Raw genomic sequence first — 15,968 nt, 5'->3', positions numbered from 1 at the left:
CGCTCGGGCCGGACGGCGAGTGAGAGCGGATACGGTCCGGGTGGGCCACGAAAAGGACTTCCGACGTCAGCGCAACCGATCTCCACGAACCCCGGCGTGCCGGCGGCACGTCGTGAAAGGTGCGAATCATGAAGCTCACAGTCATCGGCGGTACCGGACGAATCGGCTCCCAGGTGGTGCGGAAGTTGACCGAGGCCGGGCACCAGGCGGTCCCCGCGGCGCCGTCCACCGGCGTGGACCTGATCACCGGCGAGGGGCTCGACCGTGCGCTGGCCGGCGCGGATGTCGTGATCGACCTGGCCAATTCGCCGACATTCGACGAGGCGTCCATCGACTTCTTCCGCACCTCGATGAACAACCTGCTCAGGGCGGGGGAGCGGGCCGGAGTCCGGCACCAGGTCGTCCTGTCGATCGTCGGGGTGGACCAGGTCCCCCAACTCGACTACTACCGCGCCAAGGCCATGCAGGAGGAACTGCTCAGACAGGGGCCGACCCCGTACTCCATCGTCCGCGCGACCCAATTCTTCGAATTCGTCGACGCGGTCATGGACTGGACCGCCGACGGTGACACCGTCCACCTGCCCACCACCCGCCTCCAGCCGATCGCCGCCGCCGACATCGTCGACGCGGTCATCGAGGTCGCGACGGGTGAGCCGCTGCTGGGAATCAGGAATGTCGCCGGCCCCGACGTCTTCCCCCTCGACGAACTCGGCCGGGTCACCCTGGCGGCGCATCACGACGACCGGACCGTCGTCACCGACGACGAGGCCGGAATGTTCGCGGCCGTCACCGGCGACGTACTCACCGCGGGCCCGGACGCGCACCTGGCGCCCACCCACTACCGGGACTGGCTCCAGAAAGTGTGAACGGGCGGAAGCGGTTTCCGGCGACCGGTCGAAAAATGTCACAGAGTGACAAATGAGACCGGATGTGTAAAGCTCGGAAACGCGGGCGGTGACCTGGGTCACCGCCCGGCCTCGGCCGCATCGAGGCGGTCGAAACGCGCGGAAAGAGATCGATGGGCACGTTACGCGTCATTCAATGGACCACGGGTAAGGTCGGCAAACTCAGTCTGCGGGGGATTCTCGACGATCCACGACTCGAACTGGCGGGCGTCTACGCCTATTCCGACGACAAAGCGGGCACCGACGCCGGACCGCTGTGCGGTCGTCCCGACACCGGCGTGCTCGCCACCAGGGATATCGACGAACTACTCGCCCTCGGTGCCGACACCGTCCTGTACACCCCCTTCATGGCCGACCTCGACCACGCCGTGCGGCTGCTGGAGAGCGGCCTCGACGTCATCAGCACGAACCTCTTCCTGAACGTCGGCGGGATCCAGGGCGAGACCAAGGCGCGGCTCGAGCAAGCGTGCGAACGCGGCAACAGCTCGCTCTACATCTCGGGCATCAACCCCGGGTGGATCAACACGATGACCGCCGCGATGACCGCGGTGTGCCGCGATGTGCAGATGGTCTCGATCGCCGAATCCGCCGATGTCTCGGTCTACGAATCCGCCGAGACCTGGCAGGCGCTGGGCATGTCGCTGCCCGAGGCGACACCCCAGGTGATCGAGATCGCCAAGATGTGGCTGAGCACCTTCCACGACGCCGTCCAGCGGATGGCGGTCACGCTCGGATACGAACTCGACGACATGGAATTCTTCATCGAACACGCGACCGCCTCGGAAAAGGTCGACCTGGGCTGGTTCTGTATGGAGAAGGACACCATCGCCGCCATCCGCGCCGGGTGGAACGGTAAGGCGAACGGCAAGACCGTGGTGCAATCCAAGGTCGCCTGGTACCTCACCAAACAACTGAACGCTGACTGGGACTTCCTCGACGATCACTACCATGTCGTCATCAAGGGCGAACCCGAAGTCGACACCCGCATCCGCTTCATCCCGCCCGACACCTGGGGCAACCACGAGTGGGACACCATGACCGCGATGCCTGCGGTCAGTGCCGTGCTCGACGTCGCCGCCGCCCCGGCGGGAATCCTCGGCCTGAAGGACGTCGGCCTGGTCGTCGCGCTCGCGGGGATCTGGCAGCACGACTGAGACGCCGATCGGTCGCGCGAATGGAGTAGCGGAATACCCTAGCCCGGCCTGTGCTCCGAACCGGACGATGGATACGCGCAAGAACAGAAATCACATCTCTGGTGAGGAGACCATCATGGCGCAAACTCCAGCTATTCACGTCGGTTCCGATACTCGGGCCAAGTCGCAGGCGGACGCTCTCCGGGACGCGGAATTCGCGATCCGGGAGACCGGTCTGGCGGTGACCTTCTCGTCCGATCCGCATATCGGCGGTGCGGGCGACCTCGACGGATCCGGTGTCGCGGTACTGGTCACCTGCTTGCCGCAGGGGTCGAGGACCTTCATCGAGGTCGTCGGCGCCAGCGACAACAGCTCGGCGGCCGAACAGGCCCGCAACAGGATTCGCACGATCACGATGGGCCCGCCCAGCTGACGTCGTGTGGTCACCGCGGTGCGTACGACGAGATTCTCGAACGCGAGAAGCGTCGAGCTCGTGACCGATCGAACATTTCCCGGGAATTCGACGTGGCATTCCCGGATGGAGTTCGGGCCACAGGCGGTCTGTGACCGTGGCCCGCCCTCGGTGGCCGCGCCGACGTCGTCGCGGCCACTCCGTTCACTCTCTGCGAGAACAGGATCCGCTATACGGGCATCGGCTGTGATGTAGGTCGCCCTACGACCCTCTGTCGGAGACATGGCCCCCGCGTTAGTCTGACTGCGGCGCGAATCGCGAAACATACTGTTCCGCAATCTCGTTCGCTCGATTTCGGGTATTCGACTCCGCGATCCGCGTCAGGTAACGCCGCGTGTCGTCCGTGTGCCTCGCGCTGTCCCGGCGCACACCACGACTCCGTGAAACGGCGACGCGCATCCTCGCTAGGAGTCTCCGATGTCACTCCCGTCCAACACTTCCCCCACCTCGGGCGCCTGTGCCGGGATCACCCGCCGCCGCGCGCTCGTCGCGGCAGCCCTGCTGGCACTTCCCGGTTGCGGCGCCATCGGCGCGAGATCCGGTCCGGAGGTCGAGCGACATCCCGAAGCCGGTGCGCCCCACTGGGATTACGACGCCGACGGCCCCGTGCGCTGGCCGGTGATCGACGGCCGGTACAGCGCCTGCGGCACCGGCGACAGGCAATCCCCGATCGACCTCGGCCATCCGACGCGCGTCGAGCCCGCCGAACACATCGATATCGAATACGGATCGGTTCGATCGCTCGAGCTGGTCAACAACGGTCATACGATCCAAGCGAACCTACCCGTCGGCGCGGGCCACACCATCGTCGTCGACGGACAACGCTTCGCCCTGACCCAGTTCCACTTCCACGCACCGAGCGAGCACATCGTCGACGGAGTCGGCGCCGCGATGGAAATGCACCTGGTCCATGTCGCGGACAGTGGCGCGGTCGCCGTCCTCGCGGTCCTGCTGGAAGTGGCGGGCCAGCGATCGGCCTTGACCGAGGTACTGGCCGAACTGCCACGGGCCGGGGCGACGCGCGCCGTCGGCGCCGTCGATCTGCGCACCGTCCTGCCGGGCGACCACGCCCAGTTCCGCTACGAAGGCTCGCTCACCACGCCACCGTGCACCGAAGGAGTGGCCTGGACCGTCCTGCGTCACCCGGTGACGGTGACCCAGGACGAACTCGACCGCTACCGCGCGCGATTCCCGCACACCAACCGCCCCGCCCAGGCACTCAACGGTCGACCGGTAGTGCTCGCCGGAGGGTAACGCGGCACCCTCGTCCACGCCCCCACCGCCCTCGCCGACGACGTCTGTTCGGTCCTTGTGTCCACGTCCGTCAGGGGGCGAACGGCGAATGGAACGAGGGACCGATCCCGAAGGCGGGGAAGTCCTCGGTGTGATCGTCCGCAGCCGCGACGGGTGTGGTGAGCGGGACGTTGTCACCGGTCATCCGCATGATGACCCGTTCCATCGCGGGCAGGATCTCGGTGCTGTCCAAATCGCCTGCGGCACAGCGGCCGACGAGCGCGTAGGTCATATTCGTGAGCACGAGGCCCAGGTCGGCGGCGTAGTCGGGCCGAATTCCGGCGAAGATCTGGGCAGCGACGGGCAACACCGCCTCGAAACCCTTCGCGTCGAGGCGGCGACCACCGGGGATCGACCTGGCCCGGAAATAGGGTTCGAGCATGTGGGGATTGTGTTCCCAGGGCTCGAACACGTAGCGCAGCATCCGTATCAAACCCTCGGCCAGGGTCTCTCCCGGATCGGGCGGTGCCAGCTCGCGGTAGATATGAGCGTCCACCCATTCGGTGATCGCCGCGAGTACCAACTCGTCCCGATTCGGATATCGCTGATAGATGGTGCTCATCGAGACACGAGCGACGCGTGCGACGTCGCGCAATTGCAGGGCGTCGTAGCCGTCGGATTCCAGTAACGTCCACACGGCGTGGGTGATCCTGGTACCCGGATCCACGCTCGCCTCACCTCCCATGCCCCTACGATAACTGCGTTACCTGTCGGGTCGGCACGGGCCGGGTGACTTCGCCGAATCGAGATCGATCTCCCACCGGATCACTCCTCGTTCTCCATGTGCGAGTCCAGGCGTGCGAGGATCTCCTCGATCCGGTCCCGCGCCCAGCGTGCCAGGTGGTCGCTGCCCATGGCAGTGGCGACCGGGGCGGGATGGTCGAGAGGGATCACGTAGCGCCCGTCGTCGGGGAGGTCGCGCCACAGCAGGCCCGCTTCGATCCTGCCGCGCGGTCCGTACTTCGAGCGGCCCTGGAGCACCTTGACGATCCCGGTGCTGACGGCGGGGATCTCGAAGAAGGCGGCGCTGCGGACGGCGTCGTCACCCGGATCGTCGTCGTTGTCGGAAATTCTGGAGACCGGGCGTTCGACCTCGTGTTGCGGTTCGGTGGACGGAAGCGACAGAGCGATGTCGTCGAGTCCGCCCGCGTCGCAGCGGGGGAGCAGTCCGAGCACGGTGTCGCCCAAGGTGTGCGGATCGCATTCGACGACGGTGAAACCACCGCTGTGCGCGAGGGTTTCGCCGGGAAGCTGGGTGATGACATAGCCGCGCGCGCGGTGGCGGATCGCGTGCACCCGGGTGCGCGCTTCGGGATTGTCGAAATCCTGGTCGTCCCAGGCGTGCGCGACCACGAAGACATCGGGTTTGGCGATCGCCCCGGCCAGCGCGTCGGTCTCGTGGTCCATGCGTTGCCGGAGCCGCTGACGGACCTGTGCCTTCTCTCGCTCGTAATCCGCTTCCAGCCGGGTACGGCTGGTGAAGACGAACGGCGCGGGCAGTTCGCCCTGCCGGACATCCTCGCAGAGCAGGTTGAATTCCAGGTCGGTGAATTCCCAGGTGTGATTCACGAGTCGAGCACCGGCTTCACCCGGTCGGGGACGGCGCCGATGGCCTCGTCGAGGTGCACTCGTGACTGCAAGAACTTGGCGGTCTTGTGGCCGGTGTTGCCCTGTCCGGCGTTACCGGCCGCGGCGCCCGGCGCACCCATCATGGGCGCGCCGCCGGGCGTGCCTTCGGTGCGGGGACCTGCCGCCACGGCGGAATGGACCGGCACTTCCGCGCCCGCCAACGACGCGCGCGGGTAGAGCGCGGACGAAGGCTGCTGGGCCGGGCCGGATGCCACGTCGGCGCCCGCGCCGCCCGATCCCGCGCCACCGGCGCCCGCGGGATCCACCGGAACATCGCCGGTCGCGGCCGCGAGGGCCCGGGGATCGAACTGCCCCAACAGGTCCCGGATCTGCTCGGTACCAGGCAGGGCGCCCCCGAGTTGGGTGACCGCTTCGAGGCCCTGGGTCAACGCCGTGCCGAGATGTCCGAGCAGATCCCGGCCCGCGGAAACCAGCGAACCGGCGGCATCCGAGGGCGATCCCGCGTTGCCCGCCGGGCCGTTCGTATGGGTCGCCGCCCCGAGCGCCTGCTCGTCCAACGCGTCGGGGAGGTTCTCCAGCACCGAGCGCACCCCCGCCGGATCCACTCCGCTGAGTTTCGCCAAGGCGTTCTCGTCGACCCCGTCCGGGATGTTGTCCAGAATCGAACGCACCTGCTCCGGTGGCAGACCGGTCAGGCCGGAGAGAGTGTCCTCGTCGAGCAGGCCGGGAAGGTTGTCGAGGAGCGAGCGCACCTGCGCCGGGTTCGCGCCGGTCGCCGCGGCGAGGGCGTCGGCGAGTCCGGCCGCGCCCGTGCCGGAACTCGGTGCGCCGGATCGCGAGGGTATGCCACCGGACGACCCGCCCGTGCCGCTGGACATCCGCGGCAGCGGGACCGAACCGAGGGAGCCCACATCGGGCATGCCACCGCCCGCCGCGGATTCGGGCTGCCCGGTGGATGCGAGGCTGCTGCGAGGAAAGGCGGAACTCCCCGATCCCCCGGACGAACGCGCGGGCACCGCGCTCCCCGAAGACCCGGCTGCCCCGCCGAATGCGCCTGCGGGATCGGAGCCACCGCCCGTTGATTCCGTGCCCGCTCCGGCGCGGGCGGCGTCGTAGCCGGGAGGCAGCGAACCCGCCTGACTTTCGGGCGAACCACCCGCGGTCCCGGAGCCCGAAAGCCCGGAGCCCGGTCCCGATCCGTAGCCGAGGGTTCCCGCGCCGGACGTTTCGGCGACACCCTGTCCCGCCTCCAGTCCTTCGCGGTAGCCCTCCTCGTAGCCGTTGCGGTACTCATCGCCCGGCTTCTGACCGGCTTGGTCGCCGTAGCCGGCGCCCTGGTCGCCGAACCCGTTGCTGCCCTGACCGTTCCCGTAGTTGCCGGGCGGGCTCTGATTGTTGCCCGGTGGGTTCTGTCCCTGGCCCCCGGCAGGCTGGGGGGTGGCGATCGGCCCGTCGACCGCCGGCATCACCGACACGGTGTTCGTCATGCCCTCGCCGTAGTGCTTCTGCCATTCCTTGCGATAGCGCCTGGTCACGACACCCGGGCAGCAGTCACCGGCATCCGAGGTCGCGGGCATACTCAGTTTGGTGAGATACAGCCATTGGGCGGTGTAGTCGAGGTTCTGGCTCATCACGATCATCGAGCTGATCAGCGGCTGCACCCCGTCGGAGTAGTTCTTGATCGCCGCCGTCGCGGCGGTCGCCCCCTGCCCCTCCCAGCCCGAGGTGCCGGCCGAGATCACGGTCACGAAGTTGTTCAGCCTGCCCATCAGGTCGGTGGCCATGGTGTGCCAGGTGCCTGCGGCCGCCAGCACCGGTTGCGGATCGAGATCACGGCCGAGCTCGTACATCTCGGTGAAACTGAGACTGTCCTTGTTCTCGATATCGGCTGTGACCCCGGGATCCTTCGCGCCCTGGTAATCCTTCAACGTCGAGGGGAAACTCTCGGCGTTCGCCTTCTCGGTGTGGGTCTTGCCGTCGTCGTCCGTCCACGTGAAACCGCCGCTGGGCCGGTCGAATTGGGCATCGGGGGCGCCCGGAGCGGCTTTGCCCGGCGTGTAGGGGGTTGCCGTGGTCGGCATCTTCAGTTCGCCGAGCGCCCGGAAGGTGTCCGCGGAATCCCCGTCGGCCCTCGTGTAGGCCCTGCCCGCGGCGATATAGGTCTCGCCCATATCGGTGACGATCTTCGCGTGGTCACCGAGGATGGTGTGCAGGCGTGACCCCTTCGTGGTGAAGGCCGTCGCCAGCTGGGCGCCGGAGGTCAGCGTGCCGATGGGCGCGAAATTGTTCAGGCGCAGGTCGGTCACCGCGGCGGCCATCCCGAGCAGGTCGTCGACCAGATCGGCGCAGGCCTCGGCCGCCTTCAGCGCCTGGGCCGCGTCGAACTTCAGATACCCCGCCTTCGCCTGATTCTCCAAGCCGGACCACGTGTTCGGTTCGAGGGCCATCGTCGCCTTTCCTCGCCGGGGATCGGGCTCCCCGCCAGTTGTGTCGCGGGTACGGTCAGTCGTCGTTGTCGGCGACCACCGATCGCGGTCCCGTCGTGCCGGAATCGTCGGTGGGCCATCGGGCCGGGTCGGGCGGTGACATCGGAGGGGCAGGCGCGGTCGGCAGCATCGATCCCAGATCCGGTGCGCCCTCGATGATCTCCGAGAGTTTGGGCAGCGCGTTCTTGCGTTCCAGCAGCGGTGTCATCAATTCCCCTCCGCGACCGGCCACTTCGGCGGCCGCGGCCTGTACCGCCGCGGTGATGTTCTCGGCGATCTCCTCCGGGCCCAGATCGAGGATGTCGTCGGCGAATCTCGTCGCGATCAGGATCCCGTCCGCATTGACCGTGACCTCGATGCGCTTGTCGCACGCGGTGACGGTGGCCGTGAGCAGTGAACGTCGCTTCTGTAGTTCGGCGATTCCTCGGAACTGCTCGCCGAGGCCGTCGAGCATCGTGGCCATATCCGCGCGTAGGCGTTCGTTCACCACGGGATCACTTCCCCGCGCCGAACTGTCCGCCGGAGGCATGGTCGGTGCCGGTCAGCGCCTTCGATGCCGCACGCTGACCCTGCGCCATGTCGTGCAGAGTCTGCGCGGCCCCCCTCGCACCGTCGAGCAGATTGTCGCGCGCGGCCCGATAGCCGATCTCGCCCTGCGCGAACTTCTTGCCGCGCTTGTCGTTTCCCCATGGCACGACGGCGGTATCGGATTCGATGCCCGCGAGGGCGTCACGCAACTTGTCTGCGGTAGCCGTGACCTTCGTCGACAGGCTTTCGGTCAGCTCCGATGCCACGAAAAGCTTCTGGGGATCGACCTCTATCCGATCGGCCACGGTTGACATCCCTTCGATATCGGTGTTCTAGGGGGTGAAAGGAATATCGACGTCTTCGGGGCCCGCGGCGGCGTGCTGCTCGGCGCGGGGGGAGGGGGCTGGGGGCAGCCACGCGCTCGACTGCGCGGCCCCGCCCGGTGGCGGGGTGAAGGCGTCCGGTAGCGGTTCGATCGACGGCCACTCTTTGGGGCGTGGCTTGCCGCGCACATCCTTGCCCTCGCCCAGGAACGGCTCGCCCGCGCCCGCGGCGATCGGGTTTCCGTGTGTGTTCGGAGCACCGGTGATCCGCGGCGCGCCACCGTTCGGAGCCGACCCGGTCGACGCGGGGGGTGTGCCGACGGGTGCGGGTGAAAGCGGTACGCCGCCGACGAGTCCGGTATTGCCTGGTGGTGGGCGTCCGTTCGCGCCCCAGCCGTCCACCGACGACTCCCACGACGTGGGCGGCCTGCCGGTGAAATGGCCGGACTGTCCGCCACCGGACGTCGTCGATCCCGATCCCGATCCTGATCCCGACGACGAAGATTCCGATGCCGACGATGATCCCGACGACGAGGACGACCCCGAGATCGTACTGGCGGCATCGTGATATACCGTCTGACCCGAACCCGTGCTCGCACCGGCCCGAGAGGGCGGTCCACTCGTCGCGTCGTGATACACCGTCCCGCCCGAACCCGAGGACGACCCGCTCTCGGTACGGCCCGAACGAGTCGAGGACCCTGCACTCCCGCTCGTGGACGATCCGTCGGTCACCGGTGGGTGTCCGGTGGTGCCCGACGTCGATTTCGGCATCCACACGTAGGAGCGGATATCCCCGCGCCCCGGGGGTATCGGGGTCCCCAACGCGAACCCGCCCCGCGCCCCGCCGACGAGGCCACCGCGCGCGATGCCGCCGACCCATCCCGCGCCGGAGGCGAACGACGACCAGTCGCCGGTGACCGCGCCCGCGGCCACGTTCCCGAATCCGGTGCCGACGGCCCCGGACGTGCCGCCGATCACGACGCCGCGCCCCACACGGCCCGCCACGTTGTCGAGGTTCTTTCCCGCCACCTTGTCGATGCCCTTGCCGAGATAGCGACCGACTTCGCGGCCGGGAATCATTCCGGCGACACCGGCGAAGATGGACAGCCCGAACTCGCCGCCGTTGAAGTGGCGACGCTTGTGCGCTCCGAGCTGTCCGACCTGCACCGCGCCGTTGATCGTGCCCGTGATGGCGGCCGCCTCGATAGCCCTCGCCCCGTAGACGCCGTACCCTTTCGCCGTGGGCAGGACCGGTCGCAGCTGTACCGCGCGAGTCCAGAAGTGCCGCTTGACCGTCGGGGCGCCGAGCCGGGCGGCGATATTCGTGATGATCTTCTGGACGGCGTCCTCGAACACCTTGAGGAAAGACCGGGTCGTGGTGATCGCGGCCGCCTCGACCGCGGGCGCGGTCGGTGGGAACAGCCACGCCCACAGGATCTCGAGTGCGAGCCATGCCAATGTCACGATGACCGTCAGCTTGGTGGCCTGGATCTCGGTGCCCATGTCGAAGGCGCTGTCGCTGATCGTCTGCATCAGCTCGGCCAGAGCCTCCACGGACTGGTCACCGCTACGGAGGACGTCGTAGCGCGCACCCATCGCGGCGCCGCCTTCTCCCTGCGGGTACGCGGCCACCGTGGCCAGCCTGGCCTCGTCTATCCCGGCCAGCAGTGCTTTCAGCTCGTTGCTCGCTGTCTCCCACGCCCGCGAGGCCGCCCACGAGGCGTCTTCGTCGCCCTCCGGCCATGTGGTGCCCGCTATCCAGGCCAGCCACTGCAACCCGTCCGGCATGTAGAGGGTCACGACGGTTCCGCGGCAAATCCGGAATGCCCTCGCGGCGTGGTCGGCACAGTTCCTCCCGGTCGGTCGACGTCGCTGGGATTACACCGCAGCAAGTTGAACTTCGATCGACGCGCAGGCGAATTCTGCTCGCGCGCAGCGAGGGTCGTGCGATCAGCGGCGAAAAGCGCTTGTCGCCAATACTGTTCGTTTCCCGCCGAGTGGTACTGTGCGCCGCGATCGAGGAGGTGCCATATCGTGACCGGAACCGAGGAGGCGACTGCGGGCAGCTCGCCGACGGACGCCGTGAGCCGCCGGATCGCGGCGCTGCTGACCGGCCTCGCTCCGCAGGGCCGCAACGAGATCCACGCGATCTTCGTCCTCGCGGCGACCGCCGAGCTGGCCGCCGTGGTCGCCACCGACGAGCAGGGTGTCGCGGCGCAGATCATCCCGACCGGAGAGGTCATGGCGCTGGTCCGGGCACATCGGGAGGCATCGACCGCCCTGTCCGAGGGGCCGTGGTGGCGGTACCTGCTCGTGGTGTCGATGTCGGGTGAGGTACGAACCGACTACGACTTCGGCGACGAACCGTTCCCCGACGAACACCTCTTCGACCCCGATGTCTATCGAGCCGACCTCGAGGTATTTCCCAGGTACCGGCTGCCGGTGTGGCTCGGCGCGCATATCCGACACGGTGACCGGCAATCACGGCCTGCCGAGGTGGCGGCGCGTGCCGAGCCGGACGCAGCCGTGGTGGAGACCGATCTGCCCGCGTTGCCGTCGATGGTCGGACGCTGGGCCGTGCTGTCCGCGGCGTTCGTCGCCGTCGGTTCCCCGTGGGGGCCGCGAGTGCTGCCCGCGCTGGGGATGTTCGAAGGCGTCGAGCGCAGCGGGTCCTCGCTCTGGGTGCTGCCCGGCGATCGAGCGGTGCTGTCCGGAGGTGTCTGGAACGACCCCGTCCTCGACGCGGTCTACAACACCGGCGCGAAGATGCCGGATCTCTACGCCGGGGCCCCCGCGTGGGTGGCGAATCCGGTGCTCGACCCCCGGGCCGGAATCGGCCTGCTGTCGTTCTGTTACTGGTGGGATCGCGGTCGGTGGTACCGGGGTGACTCACCGGCCGTCGCCGACATCGCCGCTGCGGTACCGGGTGTGTGGAGTCAGGAGAGCACCGCCGAGATAGTGGCCGCACTGATCGATGACCGGACGGGTGACCGTGAAGCAGTGCGGACCTTGGTGCGTGCCGCCGATCGGGGAAAGATCGACCGAGCCGCGCTCACGCGGGTTTTCGCCGACGGTGACATCGACGACGCATGGCTTCAGCTGATCATGGCAGGTGTGGCCGCCGACGAGTGAGCTCGGCCCCGCGTACCCCGGTCCGTGGCAGGCGGTGGGCGGCGATTCGCTTACGGCGACACCGATACTCCGGTCGCGCGGAGTCCGTCGAGTACGAAGCGCAGCGAGCGCTGCCAGGCCGCCGAGCCCGCGCTCTCGCCCAGCAGTGAGAGTGCCGAGAGCAGGTGCGTGACGTCTTCGTCGCTGGCGTCGGCGCGCAGCGCCCCGGCCTTTCTGGCGCGATCGGCCACCGCCGACAGATGTGTCGCTCCGCGTTCGCACGCCTGTGCCAGTAGCTCGGCGGTCGGCGGGTCGCCGGTGAAGGCCTCGAGGAGTCCGCGGTCGGCGGTGAGCTGGATCAGGAGGTTCTCGACGAAGCCGCTGAAGGCTGTCCAGGGGTCGCGTTCGGCCGACGCCACGGCGGCGAAGTCGTCCACCGCGGCCAGACGCGGCGGCAGCAGTGCGTCGATGAGTGCGTCGCGGGTCGGGAAGTGGTTGTAGAGCGTGCCGATGCTGACTCCGGCGCGGCGCGCGATCTCCTCGAGCGACGCGCCCAGTCCCTGCTCGATGAACACATCTGCCGCTTCCGTCAGGAGCTTTTCGCGGTTGCGGGCCGCGTCGCGGCGCATCGGTCGGGGCACGAGACCCATCATACAAACTTGAGGCCCCCCTCATGCTGATGCTAGCCTCGAATAAAATGAGGTACCCCTCAATTATGGAGGACGACAATGTCGAGAAGACGTACCGCGGTGATCGTCGGCGTAGGGCCGGGCCTGGGCATGGCGATGGCCCGGCGTTTCGGACGGGAGGGATTCCGGGTCGCTGTCCTGTCGCGCGGCGCCGGACGTCACGGCGGGTATCTGGCCGATCTCGCCGCACACGGGATCGAAGCCGAATCCCATACCGTCGATGTCGCCGACGGGGACCGGTTACAGGCCGTGCTGGAGAAGATCGGCGCCGAAAACGATATCGATCTGCTCTATTACGGTCCGGGGCCGACAACCCAGTCGATCGTCCCGATCGCCGATATCGATGTGACGACCGCGCAGTCGGCATTCGAATGGGTGTGGCCCGCGGTCCGGGCAGTCGGCGTGGTGCTGCCGGGCATGCTCGACCGCGGTGCGGGCGCGCTCTTGTTCGCGGGTGGCCTGTCGAGTGTGCGGCCCATGCCGATGCTCGGCCAGTTGGCTTTGGCCACCGCCGCGCTACGAAACTACGCGCTCACACTCAATTCCGCCTTGGCCGAGCACGGCGTCTACGCGGGCACGCTCACCATCGGTGGACTGGTCGTCGGCGGCGATATCCACGCGATGGTTACCGCCGACCCCGCGAAATACGGCGCCGCCGAGGGGCATACGCTCGATCCGGATCGGATCGCGACCACCGCCTGGGATATGTACCGCCAACGGAACCGTGCCGAGGAAGTCTTCGACGCGGTATCTGCGAGGTAGGCGCGACGGCGCACGCTCGACGACCACGTCCGGCCGCGGGACGCTCACGTACTCGAATCCTCGCCGCGCTGCATGCGCGTACGATCACGGGGCGAGAGGGGTGGGTGCTATTCGGCGCTCTTCGCAGTCGAGGCGCCGCAGTGAAAAAGTTTCGGGCAGTGCCGACCCGTGAAGGTCGAACACTGCCCGAAACCCATCTGGTGTCCGGAGGGGGACTTGAACCCCCACGCCCGATAAAGGGCACTAGCACCTCAAGCTAGCGCGTCTGCCATTCCGCCACCCGGACCGGTGGTGCTCAGCAAGGTTAACGGATGCGTCGGCTGGGACCAAATCGCGGTACAACCGGACGCGCCCGGCGGGATTCCGCCGGGCGCGTCGGGCCCCTGACCGGGGGAATCCGCCGGTTCGGCGGTGATTCCCAGCTCCGGTCGTCGGCGTTCAGCGGAGCTCTTCGAACGTCCGAGCGAACGCGAGGTCGCCGTGTCCATCGGCGACCTGACGGTCGATGAGATTCTTCACCGGCGCGATGACATCGAGTGTGACCCCCGCGTCGCGACTGGCCGTCACGATGGCGTCCAGCGCGGCCTTCTGGAAACCGAGGTGCTGGACATCGGTGGTGTAGTCGCCGGAATCGATGGTTCGGCCGTATTCCGGAAGCCCGTGTGCCATCGCCGTCACCCACCCGGATGCGCGTTCGCCGAACTCAGCGGCGGACACACCGACCGAGCGGACCATCGCCGCCCCGTGGAAGAAACCGGCGAACATCGAGTACATCACCGACAGCAGAGCGAAGTCGTAGGTGGAAGCCAGTCCCGGATCTTCCCCGAGGTATTCCGCCGCAGCCAGCGACTCGAGCAGCGATCGGTTGCTCTCGAATACGGCGCGCTCCCCGCTGTAGAGGATCGACGCTCCCGGCTGCCCGATCATCGACGGCACCGCCATGATCCCGCCGTCGAGATAGCCGACGCCGTTCGCCGCCGCCCACCTCGCCAGTTCGCGGGCGTGTTCCGGCGTGGTGCTGGTCAAGTTGATCAGTTGTCTCCCTCTCAGACGAGCGATGACAGGGTCCAGAGTTTCGTGCACCGAGGCGTGGTCGAGCAGTACCGCGATGACGAGATCGTTCACCCCGACCGCCTCGGCGACCGAAGACGCGCGGGTGGCGCCGACTTCGACCAGATCGTCACCGCGCCCGGGTGTCCGATTCCACACGGTCGTCGGGTGGCCGCTCGCGACGAGCGCCCCGGCCAGAGCATGTCCCATAGCGCCGAGACCGAGGACGGTCACTGCCTCGTGCGGGATTTCCGCCATGAACGGATCAACTCCTCGAATAGGAAAAATCGTGGTCAGCGCGCTGAAACAAACACTGCCTCCCCGTTGTTGAGTCGACAAGTGCCCACTATTCGGTCGGGTACTTACCGGCGGGTGTGTGAACAGGTAGCGAGGTCGCGCGGTGAGCGAAAAGAGATCCGGCCCATATTTCTGCGGCATCGACGCCGCCATGGACGTGATCGGCGGCAAATGGAAGGTCCTGATCCTGTGGGAACTGGAAGCGAACGGCGTGCGCCGTTTCGGTCAACTCCGACGCGGCCTACCCGGCGTCTCGGAGAAGATGCTCATCCAGCATCTGCGCGAACTCGAAGCCGACGGCATCATCGCCCGCGAGATCTTCGCCGAGATCCCACCCCGCGTGGAATACGAACTGACACAACTCGGTTCGGAGCTCAACAGCGCCCTGCGACCGCTCGGGGCATGGGGCCGCGAACGTATCGACCGGATCGGCGCGAATCGCGTCCAACCGCCCCCGTGACCCCGCGATTGGCATTCCTCGCACCGATATGTCTAAGATTTCGAATCGTCGGCGACCTACGAAGTCGCCTGCGTGACAAGAGAACACATCACCGGTCCGGGTGGCGGAATGGCAGACGCGCTAGCTTGAGGTGCTAGTGCCCTTTATCGGGCGTGGGGGTTCAAGTCCCCCTCCGGACACCAGTGCCAACCCCGCAGGGGGTGGCACCAACGATCGCGAGTGTGAGCACCAAACCCGGCCCGATCCGCTGATCTCTCGGCGATCGCTGCAGACCAGCCGGAGTTCGATTCCTGCTTCTTCTGCCGGTGCCCCGTGATGGCCAGCGGATATTGTCTCGGCGTCTTCAGTGAACGCGGACCCGACCTGCGGTGAAGTACGCCGCGGCCTGATCGATGGCCGATATCGGCTGGGTGAGGATCCGCACAGCGGTCCGTAGCCCGGTGGTGCCGTGAACCCGCTTCCGGAGCATCGTCTGCGCCTCAGGGTGGTCGAGGCCGTGAACGCCGGCTGTGGAAACGCCGACTCCGGACATCAGATCGACCACCAGCAGTTGCTGGCCCCGCCAACGATGCACCCGTAGCCCTCGCAGAGTGTCCCAAGGCAGAAAGACGGAATCCGGGGCTCCATCCAGGCTGAGTCGAAGGCCGTTGGCGGACAACCGCATTGCGGTGGGGACGACACCCTCGGCGGCCCACTTGTCCCGTAGACGCCGCCGGTTCCGGAGGGTCCGCAGCGCACCGAAGACGAAGAAAGGCACCACCGCGAACTGTACTAAGAGGTCAGTTCAGAATGAGTTTTCGGAGGCAGATGACCGCGCAGGCGAGGGTGAGTAGCGCGTGGTGGATGTCGGCGCGGCGTTCGTAGCGGGT

The 15,968-nt window shown here is 67.5% G+C and carries 16 protein-coding genes and 2 tRNA genes; 8 read left to right on the top strand and 10 right to left on the bottom strand.

What is annotated here, in order from left to right; translation table 11 throughout:
* Nucleotides 1-128 precede the first annotated feature (128 nt).
* The 4 genes from DAT37_RS18825 to DAT37_RS18810 all read left to right on the top strand — a co-directional run bounded on the left by DAT37_RS18825 (nucleotide 129) and on the right by DAT37_RS18810 (nucleotide 3,764).
* Nucleotides 129-866 (top strand): SDR family oxidoreductase, encoded by a 738-nt coding sequence (locus DAT37_RS18825; RefSeq protein ID WP_109526188.1) that lies wholly within the window; start codon nucleotides 129-131, stop codon nucleotides 864-866.
* A gap of 152 nt (nucleotides 867-1,018) precedes the next feature.
* Nucleotides 1,019-2,059 carry an NAD(P)H-dependent amine dehydrogenase family protein gene (locus DAT37_RS18820; protein ID WP_109526115.1) on the top strand — a complete coding sequence of 347 codons (1,041 nt, stop codon included), beginning with the start codon at nucleotides 1,019-1,021 and terminating at the stop codon, nucleotides 2,057-2,059.
* Nucleotides 2,060-2,174: 115 nt separating this feature from the next.
* Nucleotides 2,175-2,471, top strand: coding sequence for a hypothetical protein (locus DAT37_RS18815; RefSeq protein ID WP_157978543.1), 297 nt, complete (start codon nucleotides 2,175-2,177; stop codon nucleotides 2,469-2,471).
* A gap of 456 nt (nucleotides 2,472-2,927) precedes the next feature.
* On the top strand, nucleotides 2,928-3,764 hold the full coding sequence (locus DAT37_RS18810; protein WP_109526113.1) for a carbonic anhydrase: 837 nt from the start codon (nucleotides 2,928-2,930) through the stop codon (nucleotides 3,762-3,764).
* 70 nt (nucleotides 3,765-3,834) lie between these two features.
* Here DAT37_RS18810 and DAT37_RS18805 read toward each other — a convergent pair whose 3' ends face one another.
* The 6 genes from DAT37_RS18805 to DAT37_RS18780 form a co-directional block, all read right to left on the bottom strand.
* Nucleotides 3,835-4,488, bottom strand: coding sequence for a TetR family transcriptional regulator (locus DAT37_RS18805; protein ID WP_109526112.1), 654 nt, complete (start codon nucleotides 4,486-4,488; stop codon nucleotides 3,835-3,837).
* An 80-nt stretch (nucleotides 4,489-4,568) separates the two neighbouring features.
* A complete protein-coding gene (locus DAT37_RS18800) occupies nucleotides 4,569-5,372 on the bottom strand; it encodes an ESX secretion-associated protein EspG (protein WP_109526111.1) in 804 nt (267 codons plus the stop codon).
* On the bottom strand, nucleotides 5,369-7,840 hold the full coding sequence (locus DAT37_RS18795) for a hypothetical protein (RefSeq protein WP_109526110.1): 2,472 nt from the start codon (nucleotides 7,838-7,840) through the stop codon (nucleotides 5,369-5,371). The genes DAT37_RS18800 and DAT37_RS18795 overlap by 4 nt, the downstream gene beginning before the upstream one ends.
* A gap of 55 nt (nucleotides 7,841-7,895) precedes the next feature.
* A complete protein-coding gene (locus DAT37_RS18790) occupies nucleotides 7,896-8,369 on the bottom strand; it encodes a YbaB/EbfC family nucleoid-associated protein (protein WP_157978542.1) in 474 nt (157 codons plus the stop codon).
* A 4-nt stretch (nucleotides 8,370-8,373) separates the two neighbouring features.
* Nucleotides 8,374-8,712: a hypothetical protein gene (locus DAT37_RS18785; RefSeq protein ID WP_157978541.1), complete on the bottom strand. Its 339-nt coding sequence runs from the start codon at nucleotides 8,710-8,712 to the stop codon at nucleotides 8,374-8,376.
* Between the two features lie 27 nt (nucleotides 8,713-8,739).
* Entirely contained in the window at nucleotides 8,740-10,530 is a 1,791-nt protein-coding gene (locus tag DAT37_RS18780; RefSeq protein WP_109526107.1) for a WXG100-like domain-containing protein, read from the bottom strand.
* Between the two features lie 234 nt (nucleotides 10,531-10,764).
* On the opposite strand from DAT37_RS18780, the gene DAT37_RS18775 reads away from it, so the two are divergent.
* Complete coding sequence (locus tag DAT37_RS18775; protein ID WP_109526106.1) at nucleotides 10,765-11,862, top strand: hypothetical protein; 1,098 nt, start codon at nucleotides 10,765-10,767, stop codon at nucleotides 11,860-11,862.
* Nucleotides 11,863-11,912: 50 nt separating this feature from the next.
* On the opposite strand, the gene DAT37_RS18770 is transcribed toward DAT37_RS18775, so the two are convergent.
* A complete protein-coding gene (locus DAT37_RS18770; RefSeq protein WP_109526187.1) occupies nucleotides 11,913-12,482 on the bottom strand; it encodes a TetR/AcrR family transcriptional regulator in 570 nt (189 codons plus the stop codon).
* 87 nt (nucleotides 12,483-12,569) lie between these two features.
* On the opposite strand from DAT37_RS18770, the gene DAT37_RS18765 reads away from it, so the two are divergent.
* Complete coding sequence (locus tag DAT37_RS18765) at nucleotides 12,570-13,292, top strand: SDR family NAD(P)-dependent oxidoreductase (RefSeq protein ID WP_109526105.1); 723 nt, start codon at nucleotides 12,570-12,572, stop codon at nucleotides 13,290-13,292.
* A 198-nt stretch (nucleotides 13,293-13,490) separates the two neighbouring features.
* Here the strand turns inward: DAT37_RS18765 and DAT37_RS18760 are convergent.
* Both DAT37_RS18760 and DAT37_RS18755 read right to left on the bottom strand, forming a co-directional pair.
* Nucleotides 13,491-13,578: transfer RNA gene (locus tag DAT37_RS18760), tRNA-Leu, on the bottom strand.
* A gap of 152 nt (nucleotides 13,579-13,730) precedes the next feature.
* Nucleotides 13,731-14,600 carry an NAD(P)-dependent oxidoreductase gene (locus tag DAT37_RS18755; RefSeq protein ID WP_109526104.1) on the bottom strand — a complete coding sequence of 290 codons (870 nt, stop codon included), beginning with the start codon at nucleotides 14,598-14,600 and terminating at the stop codon, nucleotides 13,731-13,733.
* A gap of 142 nt (nucleotides 14,601-14,742) precedes the next feature.
* Between DAT37_RS18755 and DAT37_RS18750 the strand changes: the two genes are divergently transcribed.
* Both DAT37_RS18750 and DAT37_RS18745 read left to right on the top strand, forming a co-directional pair.
* The gene (locus DAT37_RS18750) at nucleotides 14,743-15,099 is read left to right on the top strand and encodes a winged helix-turn-helix transcriptional regulator (protein ID WP_232839847.1); all 357 of its coding nucleotides are present in this window, start codon (nucleotides 14,743-14,745) and stop codon (nucleotides 15,097-15,099) included.
* A gap of 94 nt (nucleotides 15,100-15,193) precedes the next feature.
* Nucleotides 15,194-15,281, top strand: a tRNA-Leu gene (locus DAT37_RS18745).
* A gap of 161 nt (nucleotides 15,282-15,442) precedes the next feature.
* Here DAT37_RS18745 and DAT37_RS44155 read toward each other — a convergent pair.
* Nucleotides 15,443-15,643 (bottom strand): hypothetical protein, encoded by a 201-nt coding sequence (locus DAT37_RS44155; RefSeq protein WP_157978540.1) that lies wholly within the window; start codon nucleotides 15,641-15,643, stop codon nucleotides 15,443-15,445.
* Between the last annotated feature and the right edge of the window lie 325 nt (nucleotides 15,644-15,968).

Origin of the sequence: Nocardia aurea, from assembly GCF_003123685.1 — a bacterium.
GTDB lineage: Bacteria > Actinomycetota > Actinomycetes > Mycobacteriales > Mycobacteriaceae > Nocardia > Nocardia aurea.
The sequence above is the reverse complement of the archived record's forward strand: the minus strand, read 5'-3'. Positions and strand labels throughout refer to the sequence as shown.